The organism is Actinophytocola sp. (genome assembly GCF_036378875.1).
Taxonomy (GTDB): domain Bacteria; phylum Actinomycetota; class Actinomycetes; order Mycobacteriales; family Pseudonocardiaceae; genus Actinophytocola.
Map to the genome: position 1 here is coordinate 33,216 of NZ_DASUVO010000139.1, position 22,541 is coordinate 55,756.

The 22,541-nt window shown below is 69.4% G+C and carries 12 protein-coding genes and 1 tRNA gene; 9 read left to right on the forward strand and 4 right to left on the reverse strand.

Annotated features, from left to right (window positions below; genetic code table 11):
* From VF106_RS40080 to VF106_RS40115, 8 genes are all read left to right on the forward strand, one after another.
* Positions 1-1,230 carry an FHA domain-containing protein gene (locus tag VF106_RS40080; RefSeq protein ID WP_330845236.1) on the forward strand — a complete coding sequence of 410 codons (1,230 nt, stop codon included), beginning with the start codon at positions 1-3 and terminating at the stop codon, positions 1,228-1,230.
* Positions 1,227-2,729, forward strand: a complete 1,503-nt coding sequence (locus VF106_RS40085; RefSeq protein ID WP_330845237.1) for a serine/threonine protein kinase — start codon at positions 1,227-1,229, stop codon at positions 2,727-2,729. The genes VF106_RS40080 and VF106_RS40085 overlap by 4 nt, the downstream gene beginning before the upstream one ends.
* Positions 2,730-2,950: 221 nt before the next feature.
* The gene (locus VF106_RS40090; RefSeq protein WP_330845238.1) at positions 2,951-9,130 is read left to right on the forward strand and encodes an Ig-like domain-containing protein; all 6,180 of its coding nucleotides are present in this window, start codon (positions 2,951-2,953) and stop codon (positions 9,128-9,130) included.
* Between the two features lie 30 nt (positions 9,131-9,160).
* Positions 9,161-10,135 (forward strand): AAA family ATPase, encoded by a 975-nt coding sequence (locus VF106_RS40095; protein WP_330845239.1) that lies wholly within the window; start codon positions 9,161-9,163, stop codon positions 10,133-10,135.
* On the forward strand, positions 10,135-11,412 hold the full coding sequence (locus VF106_RS40100) for a DUF58 domain-containing protein (RefSeq protein WP_330845240.1): 1,278 nt from the start codon (positions 10,135-10,137) through the stop codon (positions 11,410-11,412). The genes VF106_RS40095 and VF106_RS40100 overlap by 1 nt, the downstream gene beginning before the upstream one ends.
* Positions 11,409-13,688 (forward strand): transglutaminase TgpA family protein, encoded by a 2,280-nt coding sequence (locus VF106_RS40105; protein ID WP_330845241.1) that lies wholly within the window; start codon positions 11,409-11,411, stop codon positions 13,686-13,688. The genes VF106_RS40100 and VF106_RS40105 overlap by 4 nt, the downstream gene beginning before the upstream one ends.
* Positions 13,685-18,097, forward strand: coding sequence for a type VII secretion EssC family protein (locus VF106_RS40110; RefSeq protein WP_330845242.1), 4,413 nt, complete (start codon positions 13,685-13,687; stop codon positions 18,095-18,097). The genes VF106_RS40105 and VF106_RS40110 overlap by 4 nt, the downstream gene beginning before the upstream one ends.
* A 5-nt stretch (positions 18,098-18,102) precedes the next feature.
* Positions 18,103-18,369, forward strand: a complete 267-nt coding sequence (locus tag VF106_RS40115; RefSeq protein ID WP_330845243.1) for a WXG100 family type VII secretion target — start codon at positions 18,103-18,105, stop codon at positions 18,367-18,369.
* A gap of 202 nt (positions 18,370-18,571) precedes the next feature.
* Here VF106_RS40115 and VF106_RS40120 read toward each other — a convergent pair whose 3' ends face one another.
* The 3 genes from VF106_RS40120 to VF106_RS40130 all read right to left on the reverse strand — a co-directional run bounded on the left by VF106_RS40120 (position 18,572) and on the right by VF106_RS40130 (position 20,819).
* On the reverse strand, positions 18,572-19,456 hold the full coding sequence (locus VF106_RS40120; RefSeq protein ID WP_330845244.1) for a DUF4231 domain-containing protein: 885 nt from the start codon (positions 19,454-19,456) through the stop codon (positions 18,572-18,574).
* 113 nt (positions 19,457-19,569) lie between these two features.
* The gene (gene sepF / locus VF106_RS40125) at positions 19,570-19,977 is read right to left on the reverse strand and encodes a cell division protein SepF (RefSeq protein WP_330845245.1); all 408 of its coding nucleotides are present in this window, start codon (positions 19,975-19,977) and stop codon (positions 19,570-19,572) included.
* 769 nt (positions 19,978-20,746) lie between these two features.
* Positions 20,747-20,819 (reverse strand) — tRNA-Arg (locus VF106_RS40130).
* 64 nt (positions 20,820-20,883) lie between these two features.
* On the opposite strand from VF106_RS40130, the gene VF106_RS51050 reads away from it, so the two are divergent.
* Complete coding sequence (locus VF106_RS51050; protein ID WP_414639165.1) at positions 20,884-21,696, forward strand: alpha/beta fold hydrolase; 813 nt, start codon at positions 20,884-20,886, stop codon at positions 21,694-21,696.
* On the opposite strand, the gene VF106_RS40135 is transcribed toward VF106_RS51050, so the two are convergent.
* A complete protein-coding gene (locus tag VF106_RS40135) occupies positions 21,665-22,498 on the reverse strand; it encodes a PhzF family phenazine biosynthesis isomerase (RefSeq protein ID WP_330845246.1) in 834 nt (277 codons plus the stop codon). The genes VF106_RS51050 and VF106_RS40135 overlap by 32 nt on opposite strands.
* Between the last annotated feature and the right edge of the window lie 43 nt (positions 22,499-22,541).

Sequence of the window (22,541 nt, forward strand, 5' to 3'; positions counted from 1 at the left end):
GTGTCGAACTCCTATGTCCCCGGTTCGTGGACGGTCCTGGCCGGGCCGGAGCTGACCCTGTTCACCGACGCGGCGCCGGACACCGCATGGGTGACCGAATGCTGGCGGTTGGTCGCGGCCGACGCGAGCCTGGACGACCTGCTCGGTGCGATCGTCCACGAAGGACTGCGCGGGGTCGGGGCGTTCGCGCTGTGGTCTGGAGACCGGGTGCTGGTCAGAGGCGCGGTGACGGTCGAGTTGGTCGACTCGGCAGGAGATCGGTCGCCGGTCGAATCTCCTGCCACGCCGACGTGGCACGAACTCACGATCCCGGCCGGTACCGCCCGCCTCGCCCTTCTCGCTGCTGGTCGTGCCACGGACGAACCGGCCTTGCCCCTACGGTGCGGCATGGCTCTTGCCTCGGCGGTGCACATCCCCCGGAACACCGAGGCGACGCCCGCTCCCGTCGTGGTGGAACCCCGCGCGCCGCAGCGAAGCCAAGCCGTCGAACCTGGCGAAGCGAGCATGCACTACGACGACCTGTTCGCCATGAGCCGGACACCAGGTACACCCCCGCGGGCGCAGTCGGTCGCCGAGTCGACGACCCGCTTGGAAAACCTCGCCCCCGTAGCGCCCTGGCCCGAGAAACCGCCCGCGCCGGCGCATGTCCAGCCGTCCGGCACCGGCGTGATCGAGCATCTACCGTGGGCACCGGCGGGACGTGGTACGCCGTGGGTCGAGGCGTCCGTGCCGGAGAAGCAACCTGACCTCAGCGCCACTGTCCAGCGGCCACGTCGCGCGGGCGGCGGCGCGGTGGTCAGCGCGGTCCGGTGTGCGACGGGACACCTGAACGCGGTCGGCGCGGACAGGTGCCGGGTGTGCGGCGACGCGGTGGTCAGCCAGGAGCCGTTCCAGACGACCAGGCCTCGCCTCGGACTGCTTGTGTTGTCAACGGATCCGGAGCCGATACCGCTCGACCGCGGCGTCGTGTTCGGCCGTGCGCCCACCGGACAGGGCGACGTGGACCGCATCGCGCTCCACCGGCCGGACATCTCCGCCAACCACGTGGAAGTGCGGCTCAGCGGCTGGCAGGTGCTGGTCGTCGACCTCGGCTCGACCAACGGCACTCTCATGGCCACGCCGGACGGTCACACGTCGGCACTCGTGCCGCGGGTTCCCGTGGAGATCCAGCACGGCACGGAGATCCTGCTGTCCGAGGACATTCGCTTCCGCTTCGAGGCGACGTCGTGACCGCCGCGCCACCACCGGAGATTCCCGGCTACCGCTTCGTACGGCATGTCGGGTCCGGTGGCTACGCGGATGTGTACCAGTACCTCGAGCTTCGCCTGACGCGCCCGGTCGCGGTCAAGGTGCTCAAGGACGGGCTCGGCGAGCAGGTGCGCAGGCAGTTCACCGACGAGGCGAACGCGATCGCGCTGTTGGGTGACCACCCGCACATCGTGACGGTGTATACCGCTGCGGTCACCCCGGATGGCCGGCCGTATCTCGTGATGTCCTACTGCCCTGGCGAGAACTACGCGCAGCGGGCGCGGCGTCGGCAGTTCACGGTGAACGAGGTCCTCACGGTCGGCATCCAGCTGGCGAGCGCCGTCGCCGCCGCGCACCAGGCCTCGATCCTCCACCGGGACATCAAGCCGGCCAACATCCTGACCGATCAGTGGGGCCAACCGCGGCTCGCCGACTTCGGTATCGCCGGGCGCATGGCGAGCGAGCAGACCACGGACGAGGTCGCGATGTCGGTGCCGTGGTCGCCGCCGGAGGTGGTCCGAGGGGGCACCGCGGGTGTGCTGTCCGATGTGTACTCGCTCGGTGCGACGCTGTGGCACCTCCTCGTCGGGCACTCGCCGTTCTGGGTACCGAACGGCGACACGATCGAGGCGATGATCGAGCGGATCGTGGCCATGCCGTTGCCGCCCCTCGGCCGGCAGGAGGTGCCGGGAGAACTCGAGGAGATCCTGCGGCGGGCGTTGGCGCCGCATGCCTCGAACCGGCAGCGCACCGCGAGCGCACTCGGCAGTGAACTGCAGGAGCTGAAGCGTCGTCGTGGACTCGACCACGACGAGGTGGAGTTCCGTACCAGCCTGCCAACCGCGCCGACGCCTGTTTCCCCGGTACAGGAACCGGAACACGGTGCCACGCAGGTCCGTCCGCGGCGTCCACCCGACCGTCGGCCGGCACCGGAACCACCCGCGGCCACTGTCCTGCCGGGACATACCGTTGCGCGCGAGATACCGAGGGACGAGGCGCCTGTCGCGCAAACCCAGCACCGGCCACGCGATCCCGAGCCGGTTGAATCACCACCACGCAAACGCTGGCCCGTATTCGCCCTTGCGGGTGTACTGGCGGCAGTGGTCGGGTTTGGCGCACTGATGTTCGCCAACGACCCGACAGGCACCGAGACCGACGACAACGCCCAGGTCGACGATCCGGGCGGGGCGATGCAGGACGCGGGTCTTCCTGGTGCGGACTCACCTCCTGGCATGCCCGCCATCACCGCGACCCGCACCGGCGACGGTTCGGTTCGGTTCACCTGGAATTACTCGGCGCAGCTCGCGACCGACACGTTCGCATGGCAGACACCCGACGGCGGGCAGCACGGCACCGCCGACTCCGCTGAGCTCGTTCTGCCCGGCACGGCGGGCACGGAGTTGTGTGTGCAGGTGAAGGTGGTTCGTGCGGACGGAAGCCACGGCGCCACCGACTGGTCCGATCCCGGATGCGCGGGTTGAGCGTGCCGGGAATTTCTGGACAAAAAGTGGACGAACCCGCCGCGGGTGAATTTGGGATTCGATCAGATAACGGCCGGTAACGCCCACGTGTCACCAAGATTGATTGTTTCGGTCCGTCCGGTTGCAACATTGCCGCCAGTCGCAGCGATACCCGACGTTGACGGCAGGTAATTCCGCGCGGTGTTTCAAGCCGCTACTGTGGGGACCAACGGACGGAACAGATGACATTTCTGCGTCGGCACCGGACAGCTGTCGCGTCGGCTGTGGTGCTCGTGGTCGCCGCCGGGTTGCTCGTGGCGTATGCCTTGTCCAGCAACGGGTATCCGGTCCGGCAGGTCGACCTCAACGATGGTGGCGTCTGGGTCACCAGCGACGCCGACGGACTCTTCGGCAGGTTGAACAAGCCAGCCGGTTCACTCGACGCCGCGTTCTACCCGCCGGGTGGTGCACAGCAGACCTACCAGTTGGACGTCGCGCAGGACGCGGCCGCCGTGGTGGCACGCGACCGTGCCGCCGGCACCTTGCTCCCCGTCGACGTCACCCGAGGTGTCTCACTCGCCGACCAGGCCGTTCCCTTGCCGGCCAACGCACAGGTACAACTGGCCGGCGGCACGGTCGCACTGCTCGACCCGGTCAGGGGTGCGGTGTGGGCGACCCGTGTGGACACGACCGCCGGTGTCACCGGGCTCGGTCAGCTGGACACCTCGAACGCGCCACTGGCCAGTGTGGACGGTGGTAAGGAGCCGGGCGCGGTCGCGCTCGCGGTCGGTGTGGACGGTTCCGTCTTCGTCGCGTCCGCGACCGGTAAGACCGCGCTGCTGCGTCCCGATGGCATCGGATTCACCCAGGCGGAGTACGGTTCGCTCGGCCTCAGGCTCTCGTCCGTGCGTGCCACCATGGTGGGTGGGAGCCCGGTCGTACTGGCTCCGGGCGACGGCAAGGTCGTCCTACCCGATCACACGGTCGCCGGTCTCGCCGAACATGACGACGCGGCGGTGCCCCAGCAGTCCGGCCCGGACGCGGACGCGGTGCTCGTCGCGACGTCCACCACGCTGTACTCGATCGCTCTCGACGGTGGCGCCGTCGCCGCGATGTCCAAGGCCGGCAAAGGAAGACCGGCCGCACCGGTGCGCCTCGCCACCTGTGTGCACGCGGCATGGGCCGGCACCGCGAAGGGCTACGTGCGGTCCTGCGACGGTGGTCCGGCGACCCCCGGCAACCTCAAGGACCTGCGTGTCCTGACGGACCCGGTGTTCCGCGTGAACCGGTCCGCGATCGTGCTGAACGACCTCGCGACCGGCGCCGTGTGGGATCTCACCAACCAGCGCAAGGTCGACGACTGGTCCTCGGTCAAGCCGCCACCCGTGCAGCAGCAGAACGACAAGAACAAAGACGACGACACCACCGACCAGGCGCAGAACAAGCCACCGAAGGCCGTCGACGACACGCTCGGTGCGCGTACCGGCCGCACGACCGTGTTGCACGTGCTGGACAACGACTCCGACCCGGCCGGCAACATCCTGTCGGTGTCCGGCGTGACGGCGCCGGACAACCCCGCTGCCACCGTGGCTGTCGCACCGAACGGGCAGACCGTGCAGGTGACGGTGCCTGCGGAGAGCCCGGACATCCACTTCAAGTACACAGTGGACGACGGCAAGGGGCTCAACGCGACCGCCGCCGTGACCGTGCAGATCCGTGGGCAGGAGGACAACAAGCCACCGGAGCAGCGGGCCGGCCGCACTGCCCGCACCTGGAACGTGTCAGCGGGCGGCCAGATGTCGTTGCCCGCGCTCGCCGACTGGCGTGACTTCGACGGCGACCCCGTGCTCCTGGTCGACGCGACCGCGAAGGCCGGCTCGGCCAGCACGACTCCCGACGGCTTCGTCGAGTACGTCGCACCGCTGGAGGCAGGCCCGCAGGCCGTCGACTACCGCGTCACCGACAACGTGGCGGATCCCGTTCCGGGCAGTGAGACCGTGCAGGTGCAGCCGGTCGACGCCACCGTCGGCACCCCCGCGACGGCCGAGCCGGACGTCGCGCGCGGCCAGGTCGGCCAGCCGATCGTGATCCGGCCGCTGGACAACGATCTGCCCGGCTCCGACCCGACCGACCCGGCCGCGCGCATGCAGCTCGCCGCGGACGTCGCGAGCCCAGCCGACGCGGTGGTGGTCACCGACGTGCGGTCCGGCCAGGTGACCGCGACCGCGTCGCGCCCTGGCACGTTCCTGCTCGACTACACCGTCGCGTTCGGCAACGCGCCGTTCGCGAAAGGCGGCATCCGCGTCGACGTGACCGCGGCGCCGACCTCACCGCAGCCGCCCGTGGCCATGCCGGACGTCGCCGTCGTGCGTGGCCAGCAGCCCGCGACGGTGGACGTTCTCGTCAACGACTTCGCCTCCTCCGGTGGGATGCTGGCGCTGCAGCAGGCCGAGGTGGTCGGTCCGGACGCGCCGGTGCGGGTGGCGATCGTCCGTGGCCGCTGGCTGCGGGTGAACGCGCTCGCCCCGTCGATCTCACCGAACCCGCAACTGGTGCGCTACACGGTGACCGACGGCGTGACCGCCCCGGTGACCGGCGAGGTCACGGTGACCCAGCTGGCCGCGCCGGAGCACGACGTCCCGGTGCCCAAGGACGACTACGCGGTCGTGCGCGCGGGTGACTCGGTGACGATCCCGGTGCTGGACAACGACACCACGCCCGGCGGCTCGCCGATCAGCCTGCTGGCCAACGTGCCGGACGCCCCGGAACGTGGCCGGCTCACGGTGACGGCGCTGCAGGACGGCGCCGACCCCGGCGCTGCCTACGTGCACGGCAACGCGGTGCGGTTCGTGCCGTCGAGGGATGTCACGGTGCCGAAGACCGTCGAGGTCGCCTACGTGGCGCAGAACCCGGCGGGCGAGTCCGCCGTTGGGCACGCACACGTCACGATCAACCCGCGGCCGAGCAACGAAAACCCTGACGTGCCACCGATTCCGCGGCAGGTGGAGGCCCGCGTCGTCGCCGGCGACACGGCGACGATCCCCGTGCCGACGAGCGGGGTCGACCCGGACGGCGACACCGTGACCGTGACCGCTGTCGGTTCAGCACCCGTCAACGGTCGGGTGCTGGCCATCGGCGCCACCTCGATCACCTACCAGGCCTACCCGACGAGCGCGGGCACGGACACGTTCTCCTACCTCGTCACCGATCCCTTCGGCCGCACGGGTGTCGCCGCCGTGCGGGTGGCGGTCGTGCCGCCCGGCCAGCCGCAGCCGCCGGTCGCCGTGGACGACGTGCTCACCGCCGCGCCCGGCGCGACGTTGACCTTCGACGTCACCGCGAACGATCTCGTGGCGGCCGACGACACCGTCACCGTGTCCGACCTGGGCGACCTGCCCGATGGTGTGTCCATGAAGGACGGTGACGGTGTCGTCGACCTCGTCGCGCCCGACCTGACGGGCAAGCCGCTCGTGGTGTCCTACGCGCTCACCAACGGCATCGGCGACCCGTCGCCTGCCACGCTGACCGTGCGCGGCCAGGACGGCTGGAACTCCCCGCCCACCGCGGGTGACGTGTTCGCGAAGCCGGATCCGGACGACCGCGAGGTCGAGGTCGACGTGCTCGCCAAGGTCGGCGACCTGGACGGCCCCGCACGCGACCTGAAGATCACGACGGTCCATGACCCGAAGGCCGAGATCGACGGCGGGACGGTCACGCTGCCCGTCGGCGAGCAGCCGAGGACCGTGCCCTACGAGGTGCGGGACAAGGGCGGCGCCACCTCGGTCGGCCTCATCCACCTGCCCGCTCCTGGCAACGGCGTGCCGTACGCGAAGCCGGACCAGACGATCGAGGTCCCGCAGGACGGCACGAAGACCGTCGACATCGCCGACTACGTCGTGAACCCGGCCGGAAAGTACCTGCGGCTCACCCAGACCGACCGGATCTGGGCGTCGCCCGCCGCCGGACTGACCGCGCAGGTCAAGGGCGAGCAGCAGATCGTGCTGACGGCAGGCCCTGGCTACCGGGGGCCCGCGGCGGTCACCTTCGAGGTGGTCACCGACAGGCGCCTGGACGCTGGCGCGCCGACGGCGATCATCACCGTGCCGGTCCAGGTCGGCCCGGACACGCCGGTGCTGCGCTGCCCGGACACACCTCTGTCGGTGATCGAGGGCGGCGTGACGGTCACGGTCAACGTCACCTCCGTCTGCCACGTGTGGGTCGCCGACCGGAAGAACCTCGACGCACTGCGGTACACGGCGTCGTGGCGGCAGCAGCCGGACGCGGTGGAACTGGATGGCTCCGGGGAGCACCGGCTACGGCTGACGGCCGACACGGACGCACAACCCGGTGCCACCGGCACCATCGAGATCGGCGTCGACGGGATGGACGTCACCCCCGCGACCCTCGGCGTCCGAGTCGTCGCGCCGGCCGCGCCGTCGGTGTCACCGGTCACTGTGGACGGTGTCAAGGCGGGCGACACCGCGACCGTCGATCTCACGCAGTACTTCCGTTCACAGCTGCGCGAGCCGAAGGTGTCGGTCGTCAGCGTCCGCCAGTCCGCCGGGATGCCGGCGAGGGCGTCCGCGGACGGCTCACGCGTGAAGCTCGAGCCGGGCGCCGACTCCCACGGCGCGATCACCTTCGACGTGGTGGCGACCGACGTGTCCGACAAGGCCCGCGCCGACCGGCAGGCCACCGGGCGGATCACGCTGAACGTCCTCGGTGTGCCGGACGCGCCGGGCACACCGGCGCCGGGACGCACGGTGCTGAGCAGGGTCGTCGAACTGTCGTGGTCCGCGCCGCGGGGCAACGGCGCGCCGATCGACTCCTACGAGGTCGACTACGGCAGCGGAACGCAGACCTGCCCGGCCTCGCCGTGCACGATCACCGGACTCACCAACGGGACCAGCTACACGTTCACCGTCCGCGCGCACAACCTCGTCGGCTGGGGCAAGCCGAGCGGCCGCTCCGCGCAGGCGAAACCGAACACCGTGCCAGGCGCGGTGACCGGACTGTCCACATCGGAGCCGCAGGACCACGCGCTGAGACTGTCGTGGGGCGCGGCACCCAACGAGGGCACCCCCGTGCAGCGCTACGAGGTCAGCTGGACGGGCGGTGGCAGGATGACCGTCGACGGCGGCACGACCACCGCGACGGCGACCGGGCTGGACAACGACGTGCACTACACGTTCACGGTCATCGCGGTGAACGAGCAGGGGCCTGGTCCCGCCGCGACGGTGGCCGGCCAGTCGGCGAGCGCACCGGAAGCACCCGGGGCACCCACGTTCACCGCGGGCAACTCGGCGAACGCGTCGTCCCGGTCGGTCAACATCTCCTGGAACCCGGTGGGCGCCAACGGACCGACGCCGACGACCTACACACTCACCCGCACCGGCGGCGGGACGAAGACGGTGTGCGCCAACGTGGCCGCCACGTCCTGCACGGACGACGGGCTGCCCAACGACGGCACGATCTACACCTACACGGTCACCGCGGCCAATGCCGCGGCACAGGCCGATCCCGGTCCGCACACGTCCGCGCCGAGCCCCGGCGCGGACATGGAGGCGACCGCGACGCCCGACCCGATCACGGGACTGTCCGCGACGCCGACCGGCAACGACGGCCAGGCGACGGTCAGGTTCGACGCACCGGCCACGCACGGGAAGACGTCGACGGTGACGTGCACGTGGAGCGGCGGCAGCTGCGGCACGTGGACCTACGACCCGAACGGACAGCCGGGCGTGCAGGAGACGGTGAACGGCCTGCCCAACGGACAGAACGTGACGCTGTCGCTCCAGGCGTGCAACGGCAGCGCCGGCGGCGCGTACGCGGGCGACCCGTGCGACAGCCCGGCGAGCACCGGCGTCACGACCTACGGACCGATTCGCGACCTCGCCATCAACACCTCGGCGAACGGCACCGTCGTGAACTTCACGGTGTCGGTCAACCCGAACGGCAAGCCGGCGACCGTGAACATCCAGACCAGCAGGCAGAACCAGACCTTCACCACCGGTGTCGGGGCGTGGAGCTGGAGCGGCGCGGACGACGTCGGCTACAGCAGCAGCGACACGATCAACGTGACGGTCAGCGACGCGGGCCGTGCGTCGGTGACAGGGTCCCGGACCCAGAACACGCCCGCGGCTCCGCCGCCTCCGGCGAGCGTCACCGTCTCCAAGGGCGCGCTCTGCGGTCAGTCCTGCGTCAACCAGGGCTGTGTCAGTAGCTGCCGCTACATCCACGTGCAGACCGCGAACTTCGGCGGGAACGTCACGTGCACGTTCAACAGCCGGGAAGGCAACGGCGGGTTCGTGAACCAGACGTTCGGCGCCAACGACAACAAGGACTCGTGGAACTTCTACGGCTATGCGGGCGGATGGGTCGAGGTGACCTGCGGCGGGGTCACCGGACGGGCCAACTGGTAGCCAGGGAAACGTTGTGAGGAAAGGAAAACGATGACCGCGCTCACCCAGCAGCAGGCGGCCTACTTCGCGCAGACCTTCGAGCGGATGGTGGTCAACGTCTCCGGCGCGATCATGGGCAAGGAGCACGTGGTGCGCCTCGCGCTGACCTGCCTGATCGCGGAGGGGCACCTGCTCCTCGAGGACAATCCCGGCACGGGCAAGACCGTGCTGGCCAAGGCGATCGCGAACACCGTGCAGGGCAGCCACGCCCGCATCCAGTTCACCCCCGACCTGCTGCCCTCCGACGTCACCGGCGTGAACATCTACGACCAGAAACGCCAGGAGTTCGAGTTCCACGAGGGCCCGATCTTCCGGTCCATCGTGCTCGCCGACGAGATCAACCGTGCCTCGCCGAAGACGCAGTCCGCTTTGCTGGAGGCGATGGAGGAACGCCAGGTCACGATCGACGGTGTGACCAGGTCACTCGGCAGCCCGTTCATGGTGATCGCCACGCAGAACCCGATCGAGCAGGCCGGCACCTACCGGCTGCCGGAGGCCCAGCTGGACCGCTTCCTGATGAAGACGAGCGTCGGCTACCCCGACCACAACGCCACGGTCGCCCTGCTCGCGGACGCGGCGAACCGCGACCGCGCCGCCGGAGTGCCGGCCGCGATCGGCGCCAGCGCCGTGTCGCAGCTGAGCGCCGCCGCCGACCAGGTCTACGCCGACCCCGCGATCCTCGGGTACATCAGCCGGATCGCCGAGGCCACCCGCGAGCACCCGGACGTCCGGCTCGGACTGTCCGTCCGCGGCTGTCTCGCGTACGTGCGGGGCGCCAAGGCGTGGGCCGTGGCGAAGGGCAGACCGATGGTGCTCCCGGACGACGTGAAGGAGCTGGCACAGCCCGTGCTCGGGCATCGTCTGGTGCTGCGGGCCGAGGCACAGTTCGACGGCACGCGGGTCGAGGACGTCGTCGAGAAGATTCTCGTGGACGTACCGCCGCCGCAGCAGCGGGGGCAGTTCTGATGGCGTTCCTGTCGACCGTGCGGGCAGCGGTTGTCCGGTTTCGCGTGACCGCGACCGACGCGCTGGCGCGTGGCCGAGCCGCGTGGGGCGTTCACGCGCCGGCGCTGCGGCGTGTGCCGGTGACCCCGTCCGGCTGGCTCGTGCTCGCCGCCAGCCTCGCCGCGTGGTACGCGGGTGCGCGGCTCGGCTGGCTGGAGCTGGTCCTCGTCGCCGCGACCGGGCTGATCGCTCTGCTGTTGTGCACCGGTCTCGTGGTGGGCCGCATGGCCCTGTCGGTGACGGCGGCACCCGAGCGGGATCGGGTCGTCGTGGGCCGAAGCACCCGTTGCCATGTCGTGGTGACGAACCGGGCCCGGCGGCGGATGCTGCCGATCGAGGTGGAGCTGCCGATCGGCGGTCGCGCGCCCGCCACGTTCGACGTGCCGGCGCTGGCCGCCGGTGGCACGTTCGCCGCGGACGTCGAGCTGCTGACCGACCGTCGTGCGGTCATCCCTGTCGGTCCGGCCACCACCGTGCGTGGCGACCCACTGGGCCTGTTGCGTCGATCGGTGTCGTGGAGCGAGGTGTGCGAGGTGTTCGTGCACCCGGTGACCACACCGCTCGAACCGCTCGGCGCCGGGCTGCTGCGCGACCTCGATGGCTACACGACGAACGACATGTCCATGAGCGACCTGGCGTTCCACACCCTGCGCGACTACGCGCCGGGGGACGACCGCAGGCACATCCACTGGCGCTCGTCGGCGAAGCTGGGCGCCGCCCGACCCGCCGGCACCTTCCTGGTCCGGCAGTTCCTCGACACTCGGCGCGCCCACCTGACCGTCCTGGTCGACGGCGACGGAGGCGCCTACGGCGACGTCGATGACTTCGAGACCGCCGTGTCCGTCGGCGCCTCCGTCGTCCTGCGGGCGGTCGAGGACGAGATCGACACGACCTTGCTCGTCGCCGACCAGCTCGTGCACAAGGGCGGCGCGCGTCGTTCGCTCGACGCGTGCTCGCGTGCCGGGCAGACCACGGCGTCGCTCGCGGATCTCGCCACTCGCGGTGTCCTGGTGGCACCGGATGCCACGATCGCGCTGTTCGTCACCGGGTCCGCGCCGTCGTTCGCGGCGCTGACGCGGGTCGCGGCGCGGTTCCAGCCCGAGGTCCGTACCTTCGCGGTGCGCGTCGACCCCACCGCACCGACCGCTTCGGTGGCCGGCAGTGCCGCGCTGACGGTGTTGACACTGCGTTCGCTCACCGACCTGCCCGCCCTGCTCAGCGGGGGAACGCTGCGGTGACCAGCAACACTTCCGCCAGAGCACGCGGACAGTCGATGCCTCGGCGCGGTGACCTCGTCGACGCGGGTTTTCTGGTGGTGCTCTCGGCCATCGCGTTGTCGGGGTTCGCCACCACCTACAGCGGGTGGAGCTACCTCGTCGTAGGGCTGAGCGGAGTCGTGCTCGGGGTGCTAGTCGGGCACCTCGCGAACATGCTCAACCAACCGGTGATCACCTTGGCCGCGTTGACCGTGGCCACGTTCTTCCTCGCGGGTGGTGCGGTCGTGCTCCGCGCGCAGGCCATCGGCGGGGTACTGCCCAGCGCCGCCACGATGCGTGGACTCGCCGACGGCAGTGTGAACGGGTGGAAGCAGTTGCTCACCACCCTTCCGCCCGTCGACGGTCGCGGCCCGCTCCTCGTCCTTCCATACCTGCTCGGGTTGCTGGTTGGCGCGGCGGGTTTCGCTGTCGCGAGCAGGATGCGGCCAGCCGTCGCGCCGGTCGGGGCGCCGTTGCTGCTGCTCGTCGCGACGATCCTGCTCGGCACCACCGAGCAGCCTGCCCCGGTGCTGCGAGGTGGTGTGTTCGCCGCGCTGGCACTCGCGTGGTCGGCGGTGCGTGCGCGCAGGCTGCGCCCGCAGGCCCGCGACGGGTCGCGGCATCTCGTGCGCCTGGGCGTGGCTGCCGCGATCCTCGGTGTGGCAACAGGTATCGCCACCCTCGTCGGGCCTGTCCTGCCCGGTACCGGCGGCGATCGTGTCGTGCTCCGCGACCTCGTCACTCCGCCGTTCGAGATCGGCGCCTACCCGAGCCCGCTCGTCGGCTTCCGCAAGTACACCAAGGACGCCAGACAGCTGTGGGACCAGACGCTGTTCACGGTCTCCGGCCTGCCGTCCGGCGCGACCGTGCGGATCGCGACGCTGGACGACTACAACGGCTCGGTCTGGGGTGCCGCGGACCAGCCGGCGACCGCCGGGCCGCGTAACAGCTTCCAGCGGGTCGGTGACCGCATCCCCACCGCGGCGACCGGCCGTGCCGCGACGCTGACGTTCACCGTGTCGCCGGCGTACGCCACCGCCACCGACGTCAGCGCGTGGTTGCCCACCGCGGGCGTCGCCACCTCGGTCGCGTTCACCGGTCCCGCCTCGGCGGGGCACACCGAGAACCTGCGCTACAACCTCGCGACCTCCTCGGGCATCGTGGCCGACCGGCTCCGCGCCGGTGACACCTACACGGTCGACACGATCCTCGAACCCGTCGGGATCCCCGACGACGCACAGCCTTTCGGACCGTCCACAGCAGACCCGGCGGCCCGCGCCCTCGTGAGCTCGAAGGCACAGAAATGGGCCGGGGACGCGACGAGCGTCGCCGGCCGGTTGCGTGCCGCCGCCGCGTATCTGCGTGAGCACGGCGCCTACAGCGACGGAGGGCCCGGCGAGTCCGAGTACCTGCCAGGACACAGCCTCGGCAGGCTCACCACGTTCTTCAACGCGCCGCGCCCCGTCGGCGACGACGAGCAGTACGCGGCCGCGTTCGCGCTCGTCGCGAACGAGCTCGGCATGCCGGCCAGGGTCGTGCTCGGTGCCACACCGAAGAACGACGGCGCGGTGCGCGGCAAGGACGTGCACGCCTGGGTCGAACTGCACCTCGCGGACGGGCGCTGGGTGCCGGTGCCGCACACCGAGTTCATGCCGGACACGTCGAAGAAGCCCGACAAGCAGCCGCCCCAGGAGTTCGAGAACACCGACGCGTCGATCGTGCCCCCGCCGAACACCTCCCACCCGCCGAGCACGCTCGACGACCTCGCACAGACCGACCCGAGCACCAACCGCGCCGCCACCTCGCCGGAACCCGGCACCGGCGGACTGCCCGCGATCATCGGCGTGCTCCTGCGCTGGGTCGGCCTCCCGCTGCTGGTGCTCGGCACGCTGTGCGGCGCGATCATCGGCGCGAAGACCGTACGCCGCAACCGAAGGCGTACCCGTGGTCACCCCGCCGCCCGCGTCGCGGCTGGCTGGCGCGAGGTTCTCGACCACGTGCGCGACCTCGGCATGCCCGCGCCACGCGGCGGCACCCGATGGGAACAGGCACGGTCCGTCGCCGACCAACGCGTCACCGGGCTCGCCTCGCACGCCGACACCGTCGTGTTCGGGGCCGCCGAACCCGGTGGGGTAGCGGCCGACGAGTTCTGGACAGCCGTGGCCACACTGCGCGCGCAGCTCGGCAGGGAAGCCGGACGCTGGCGTCGTTTCCGCGCCGCCATCAGCCTCCGCTCGATCCGCCCAGGGACGACATGAAGATCAAGTTCACGTTCCAGCGTCCCGGCGGAGCCGTCGTCGACCTGCAGGCCACCGTCGACGCCGCGACGACCGTCGGCGACCTCGCCGCACAACTCGTGCGCGCCGACCCACACGGCCAGGGCGCGGCCGCCGACGGCACCACGCTGAGCGTCGTCAGCACGGACCGGCGTGCGCTCGATCCCGCGCTGCGGGTCGCCGACAGCGGGCTGCACTCGGGCGCCACCGTCGCGCTCGCCCGCGGCGGCCGCGCGTTCGCCGATCCACAGGCCCCGCCAGCCGCCACGGTCCGGATCACCGCCGGCCCGGACCGTGGCCGCGAGTTCGGTCTGGCGTGGGGGACCGCGGTGATCGGCCGCGACGCGGGCTGCGAGGTGCGGCTCGCCGACCCGCTGGTGTCCCGGCGACACGCCCGCCTCAACATCACCGACGTCGCCGAGATCGTCGACCTCGGCTCCGCCAACGGCACACAGCTCGGCGGATCCGTCGTCGCGCGAACCGCGCTGCGCGCCGGTGACGTGGTTCGTGTCGGGGACACCGAGCTGACTGTCCACATCGCACCGGCACACCCCGGCGCCGGCAACCCCGGCGCGTTCGTGCGCTCACCACGGCTCGACCCGCGCTATGCCGGTGTCGAGCTGACCGCGCCGGAACCGCCGCAGCGCGGGCAGCACACGCGTTTCCCGATCGTGTCCCTGCTCGCGCCACTGCTGATGGGCGGCGTGCTCTACCTGATGACCCGGTCGCTGGTGTCGCTCGTGTTCGTGGCACTGACCCCGCTGATGCTCGTCGGCAACACCGTGGAGGCCAAGCTCGCCGGCCGCTCGTCGTTCCGCAAGGCCGTCCGCCAGTTCCGCGCCGACCTCGACGACCTGGCGGGCCAGGCGCGGAGCGCGGCCACCGACGAGGTCACCGCACGGCAACGTGAACACCCGTCGCTGACCGACTGCGCGGACGCCGTGCGTGGGCGTGGTTCGCTGCTGTGGACCCGACGGCCAGGCGAGCACGGTTTCCTGGAGCTGCGACTCGGCCTTGGCAGGCGTCCGTCACGCAACACGATCGAGCTGCCGGACGGCCGCAGGTCGCCGCGCAACCTCACGGCCGAGCTCCGCGCCGTCACCGACGAGTTCACCACGGTCGACCAGGTCCCCGTCGTGGCACAGCCCGCCGAGCACGGTGCGGTGGGCGTCGCCGGACCCCGCGCCGCGCTTCTCGACACCGCCCGCGCGCTGGTGATGCAGCTGGTTTCGCTGCACTCGCCGGCCGAGATGGTGCTCGCCGGGTTCGCGTCGGCGCAGAGCTCGGCGGCGTGGGACTGGCTGAAGTGGCTGCCGCACACCACGTCCCCGCACAGCCCGCTTCCCGTGCGGCACCTGGCGGACAACGGCGCCAGCGCGGGCGTACTGGTCGCCGAGCTCGAAGGCCTCCTCGTCGCACGCGAGAGCGGGGACGCCGCGCTCCTGCCCGCCGTGTTCGTGCTCGTCGAGGACGACGCGCCGGTCGAGCGCAGCAGGCTCGTCGACCTGGCCGAACGCGGTGCGGGGCACGGCGTCCACGTGCTGTGGCTCGCACCTGAGGTGGCACGGCTGCCCGCCGCGTGCCGGCACTTCGTGTCGGTGGACCACGGTCCGACCGGTGAGGTCGGCCTCGCGCACGTCGGCGAGCGGGTCGAACCGGTCCTCCTGGAAACGCTCGATGCCACCGCGGCGTTGGAACTGGCCCGCCGGCTCGCGCCCCTGGTCGACACCGGCGCCCGAGTCGACGACGACAGCGACCTTCCCAGGACCGTGTCCCTCCTCGCCGTGCCGGAACGGCCGATCGTCGCCGCACCGGAAGCCGTGATCGAGCAGTGGGCGGCGAACCGGTCGATCGTCACCGGCCCGTACGCCCCGGAGCGGCCGGACCGGCGCCCCGGCACGTTGCGCGCGGTCGTCGGTGCCTCCGCGTCCGGTGTGCTCGCGCTCGACCTGCGCGCCGACGGCCCGCACGCACTCGTCGGTGGCACAACGGGTTCCGGCAAGAGCGAGCTGCTGCAGGCGTGGATCCTCGCGATGGCACTGGCACACAGTCCACAGCGGCTGACGTTCCTGCTCGTCGACTACAAGGGTGGCGCGGCGTTCAAGGAGTTCACGACGCTGCCGCACAACGTCGGCATGGTCACCGACCTCGACCCGCACCTGGTGCGCCGCGTGCTCGCGTCGTTGCACGCGGAACTGCTCCGGCGCGAACACCTGTTCCACCAGCACAACGTCAAGGACCTCGCCGAGCTGGAACGCAAGGCGCCGACCGACGCGCCACCCAGTCTCGTCATCGTCGTCGACGAGTTCGCCGCACTGGTTTCCGAGCTACCGGAGTTCGTGGACGGTGTCGTGAACGTGGCACAGCGCGGCCGGTCGCTCGGTGTGCACCTGATACTCGCCACCCAGCGGCCCGCCGGGGTGATCCGGGAGAACCTGCGCGCCAACACGAACCTGCGGATCGCGCTGCGGACCGCGGACGAGTCGGACAGCACCGACGTGCTCGGCACGCCGCAGGCGGCGTTCATCGACGTGGCCACGCCGGGACGCGCGATCGCGAAGACCGGCCCCGGCAGGCTCGTGCCGTTCCAGGCCGGCTATGCGGGTGGCTGGACCAGCGAGCAGGCGCCGCCACCGGAGATCGTGCTCGAGGAGCTGCGTTTCGGTGCGGGCCGGGCATGGGAGTTCGAGGTGAGCGAGGAGGTCGGCGCCGACCCGGGGCCGACCGACATCACCCGGCTCGTCACCGCGATCGCGGGAGCGACGAGGAAGGCCGCGATCCCGCCGCCGCGTCGGCCGTGGCTCCCCGAGCTGTGCGGGAGCTACGACCTGTCCGACCGGTCACTTGTCCGGACCGGCCGCCGCGACGACGCGCTCGTGTTCGGCATCCGCGACGACCCGAAGTCCCAGACGCAGCCGCCGGTCGAGTTCGTCCCGGACACCGACGGCAACCTCGCCGTGTACGGCACCGGCGGGTCGGGCAAGAGCACACTGCTGCGCACACTAGCGATCACCGCGGGCTTCACCGTCCACGGTGGACCCTGCCACGTGTACGGCATGGACTTCGGCGCGCGAGGGCTGGACATGCTGTCGGGACTACCGCACGTGGGCAGTGTCGTCGCTGGCGCGGACCACGAGCGGATCATCCGGCTCATCACCCGGTTGCGTGACCTCGTGGACGAGCGGGCACTGCGCTACTCGCAGGTGAACGCGGGAACCATCGGCGAGTACCGCGAGAAGGCCGGCGCGCCAGACGAGCCGAGGGTGCTGTTGCTCCTCGACGGCGTCGCGGCGTTCCGGCAGGCGTACGAGGCAAGCGACCGCAGCCGCTGGTTCGACATTCTCGTCGGCGTCGCCAACGATGGCCGGCCGGTCGGCGTGCACCTGCTGTTGTCGGCCGACCGCCCCACGGCCGTGCCGTCCGCGCTGGCGTCGGCGATCCAGACCAGGGTGACGTTGCGGATGGCGGACACGAACGACTACGCACTCCTGGGCGTGCCGACCGATGTGCTGCGTGCCTCGTCCCCACCCGGCCGCGGCCTGTTGCGTGGCGCGGAGATCCAGGTGGCCATGCTGGGCAGCCAACCGGACGTGGGCTCGCAGGCGGTGGCCATCCGCCGCTTCGGCGCGGCGATGGAACGCGCGGGCGGCACCGTGGCGCCGCCGGTGCTGCGGCTCGAGGACAAGATCCGGCAGTGCTCCCTGCCCGACGAGATCGACGGCTTGCCCGTTCTGGGCGTGGGTTCCGCGGAACTGGCACCACACACCTTCGACCCACGCGGCGCGTTCCTCGTGATGGGTCCACCGGTGTCGGGCCGCACCACGGCGTTGCACGCGCTGGCCGTGGCACTGCGCCGATGGCGTCCGGACATGCCCCTGCACTACTTCGGCAGCAAGCGTTCCCGCCTGGCTACTCTTCCACTGTGGACATCCCCGGCGTGCGGCATCGACGAGATCGCGGACCACGCCCGTGAACTGACGGAGAAGCTCGCCGGTCCCGCGGCGTTGTTCGTGGAGAATCTCGCGAACCTCCACACCACGGCCGCGGACCTGCCACTGGCGACGTTGGTGCGGCAATGCCTGGAACAAGACCTGTTCGTAGTAGGCGAGGGCGAGACAAGCACCTTGGGTGTGGGCGGCCAGGGCCTGATAGGCACCCTCCGCGCCGGCAGACAAGGCCTGGCACTGGCCCCGGCGACAGACGACGGCCTGACCGTCATGCGCACGCCGTTCCCCCCACGCCTCAACCGCGCGGACTTCCCACCGGGCCGAGCACTGCATGTTGTCGCCGGCCGCACAGCCGTGGTGCAGATAGCACTGCCAGAAGAAGACCACCGACCGGCCGCCCCCGGACCGGCGAGAGCGGGCGTCGCGCCCCTGAGGAAAGGATGAACCCGATGGCCTTCATCGGAATGGACGTCGAAGCGGTCCGCACACTGGCGGGCCAACTGAACTCCAAAGCAGACGAGATCGACACCATCACCTCGACACTCACGAGCCAGCTGAGCACCACACAATGGGAAGGCACCGACGCAGGCACATTCCGCGCCAACTGGACCAGCACCCACGTAACCCAACTAATGACAGTAGCCAACGCCCTCCGCGACGCGGCCACAAACGCCATCCGCAACGCCGACGAACAGTCGACCGCGTCTTCTGCATGACATAGCCAGTCGGGGAGTGTGGGCCTGCCACTTAAGGCAGGCCCACGATTCCCCGACGCTGACAAATGGTTGTTCCTTCGGTCCGCTGACTGCGTCTATGCCGGTGCCCCAGCCGCCCGACAGCCGGTTTTGGCCCGGAACTATCGGTCCGCACCTCCTGGATCAGCGAGCTGATTTCGAGTAATGGTCGAAGGAGTCATCTTCACTGCAGCTCGGCCGCGTTTCGCGTTTCCGGCGGTTGTTCGAGATTCTGCTGACGTTTGCGCTGTTCGGATTTGAGGCGATGAACCTCCTCAACGAACTCTTTGAGAGCGATTTCCTCGGTATCGCAGTACTTGTAGCGACCGACGCCGACTTCGAACGCCTCCCACTCATGCTCGATCGCGTCAGCTGTCTGCTGGAGGTAGAAACTTCGTTCCTTGTACTTGTAGTAGCCCATAAAGCCGCTAGAGATACCGACAGCGAGGGAAACGCCGAGCACCACCCAGCGAATAGGGCCGCCGCCAGTTGAGATGCCGGATGCACCTGTGGCGCTGATCGAACCAATAATGAGAATTCCTTGGAGAATATTGTTGACGTTGCGATATTTTCTACTGTCGTTGCGGAGTTTTTCTATCTCGCTATAGGCTTCGTCTTTGTATATGAGGCGCCGAGTCTTCTGGTCGAAAGTGCCCGCAGTGACCTTCAGCTTCCTCGCGTCGCGCATGGTCGCGATGATGAGTTCCAGCTCACCTTCGGTGCGTCGCCGTTCAATCGGGCGACCTGCCCCGTCTTTTTCTCCTTCGATGGTTGCTTTCGGGCCAGCGCCGGGATTGCGTGCGAACCTTATTGCGGCGATACATAATCCAACCACTAAGGCGATTCCAGGGACGCTGATCGCAATGAACGCAGAGCGACTAAGCCACGGTAGCCAGAACATTGCATACAGACCTAGTACCAGTGTTGGCGTGAAAACATAGGCTAATGCCGCAAGTCGTCTCCGCCGCCTTGCGACCCTGGCCCAATGCTCGAACTTGCGAATTTCTGCGGTGAGACCCAAGAGTTCCTGGTTCGCCGCAAGAACCGCTTCTCGCTGTCGCTCGGTCAACACGGTTTCCTGTGAAGACGCATGAGAGCTGCTTGTTTTCGTGCGCGCCTGACCTTGGTCACGGGGACCGGCCATTGATGTTGTTTTCCCTTCGTCGCTCTTATGTGCAAGCTCTAGTCGGAGTGTGGCGTGAGCAATAGGACCGTGCTGGACAGTTGTTGTATGACGCCATTCAAGGCCAGTGTGATGGCGCTGCAGAAGTCGATGAGCCGAACTGCAGTGTCCTCGTCGGCACCAGCGAGGTCCAGGAGGACCACATGTCCGCGCTGCAGGCTCTCTCGGACCTGTCTGGCGGATTCCCGGTAGTTAGTCGGATTTATCCGGGCTGCTTGCTGGAGATGGACCGCTGGGTTCGGTGGCGGGTTGCCGGCCAGCGATGCCAGCCATTCTGCATCCTCAAGCGCCGCAGTGAGCCGACTGGTGCCGTCGCGGCTCACCCACGGCACGTTCACATGCAATGAAGGTTGCTCAAGGCGGTGCCGAAATGCGCGCGTCACGAGGCTTGCTGCAACCAGCGACATAGTGATCAACAACAGGGGCTAGATCAGGACTTTGACATAGTCGAGCACGAGGTCTGCTTCTCCCACAACCGCATCTTAGGGTGAAGAGTCACCTCGTGTTCGTGCGATCGCAATTCATTTGTACTGGTTCAACCCAGTTACAGCCGGCAGGGATCAAGTCAGCGCGTAAGCGCGCCGAACGGCCTGCCGTCGCTCGTCGCTCTACGCTCACACCAACGCCTCGGCGCTAACTGCGGCAATGACAAGGGAAGCGGCTCCAAGCAAGGGTGCGCTGTACCAATTCCAGAAGGTCGCGATGGCGGGCATACACCCCGTCAGCTCGAACCAGATCCCGCTCTGGGCCGACCACGATCTCGCCCCGGAATGGGAGTCGCTGGCCCTCGAACTCCTCCCGGGAGTTGTGGGACTGTCGGCCCCGCACCACGATTGGCACAGGCCACGGCCTCGTCGAGAGCAAGGAGCGGACCAAGGATCCGGCTGGCCGGGCCCGGCTGCGGACCGTTCAGTGTCTGGTCTGGTCTGTCCTCAACCGTCCTGATCTTGGTAATCCGCCGCGAGGACATGCCGGCTACAGGCAACCCGTACGGCGCCACGCCCGGAAGATCTCGCGGCTCGACGGACTTGTGTGACGCAGAGCGAGGGCCGATCACGCTTGGGCACGCACTGGGCACAGGTGGCCGTAGATAGAGTGGCACCCGGACAGGCCATGATCAATAATGGAGTGCATTTAGCCTGGTCAGAGACCGGAATCCGCAGATGGAGATGAGGGCGCCCACGGCAGGATTTGAACCTGCGACACCTGCCTCCGGAGGGCAGTGCTCTATCCCCTGAGCTACGTGGGCTCGTCTGGTGACTGACGGAAGCTTAGCGCATGCCGTCTCGGGGGTTGCGGCTACCGTCGTCTTCATGGGTCGTCGGTGGGTTTGGGCTGGTGGGGTGCGGCTTGCGGTGTACGAGGAGGGGGTCGAGGGCGGGCCCACGGTGCTTCTGGTGCACGGGTATCCGGACAATGCGTCCGTTTGGGATGGGGTTGTGGGTCATCTGGGGGAGCGGTTTCGGGTGGTTCGGTATGACGTGCGGGGGTGCGGTGGGTCGGGGGCGCCTCGGGGCCGGGACGGCTACCACCTCTCTCGGCTGGTTGATGACCTCGTGAGTGTGGTGCGGGCTGTCGGTGGGCCCGTGCATCTTGTGGGGCATGACTGGGGGTCTATTCAGGGCTGGGCAGCCATCGCGAAGCATTCCGAGTCTTTTGCGTCTTTTACTTCCATCTCTGGGCCGGATTTGGGGCACCTGAAGGTTTGGGTGCGGCGGGGACCATTGCTGGACGTTGTTCGGCAGATGCCGCATACCTGGTACATCGCGGCTTTTCAGGTTCCACTCCTGCCTGAGCTGGTGTGGCGACTGCCTGCGCTGAGGAGGAGGTTTCAGGCCGAGTACCGGGACGCTCGCGCGGGGCTTGGGCTCTATCGGGCCAACATGTTCTCACCGCGGGGAAATCCTCGGCGCGTTTCCGTTCCGGTTCAGCAGATTGCTCTTACTCGGGATCCCTATGTCTCCGGCGCCATGCTTACCGCCGCTGATCCTTGGTGTGAACGGCTTTTGCGGCGGCCCCTTGACGGCGGGCATTGGGCTGTTCGGGATCGGTCCGGCGCTGTTGCTCGGCTCGTTGCCGAGTTTGTCGACGCCGTTACGACGGAATCAGGGTCGCGGCGCCTGTGACCGTTACCCGAGCATCGGCCGGGTCGATGTCCACCGTCAGGTCGCTGCGGCGGCCCATGTCCTCGCCCTGCACGATCAGCAGCCTGCGTGGCGCGGTGACCTTGCCCAAGGCCCGCAGGTAACCGCCGTATGCGGCGGCTGCCGCGCCTGTGGCTGGGTCCTCCACCACGCCGCCCACCGGGAACGGGTCGCGGGCGTGCACGACGTCCTCGTTTTCCGGCCAGACGAGTTGCAGGGTGGTCCAGCCGCGCTCGAGCATCAACTGCTGGAGCGGTTCGAAGTCGTAGTCCAGGGCCGCCAGGCGGTCGCGGGTGGCGGTTGTCAGCACCAGGTGTTCGTTGCCGGCGAACGACACGTGTGCCGGCCACGCCGGGTCCAGGTCAGCCCTTGTCCAGTGCAGGGCGGCCAACGTTCGTTCGACCTCCTCGTCCGTTGCCGGGCGGGAGCGGGTCGGGACGCTGGTCAGGCTCGCGATGACCGTTTCTCGGCTGGCCGTGCGGACTGGCACCTCGCCGGCCTTCGTGTCGAACAGTAGGTCGCCTGGGCCGTCGCGTTCTGCCAGGGCCACTGCCGCGGCGATCGTCGCGTGGCCGCAGAACGCTACCTCGGCCAGCGGGCTGAAGTAGCGCACGGCGAAGCGCCGGTCGCCCGCTGGCACGGCGAACGCCGTCTCCGAATAGCCGATCTCCGCGGCGATGCGCTGCATCTCCACGTCGGTCATGCCGGACGCGTCGAGTACGACACCTGCTGGGTTGCCGGTGGTCGGGTCGGTGGTGAAGGCGGCATAGCGGAGACCGGTCATGGTGAGCATTGTGTCCCACGTGTGGTGGGTGGAGGGTTACCCA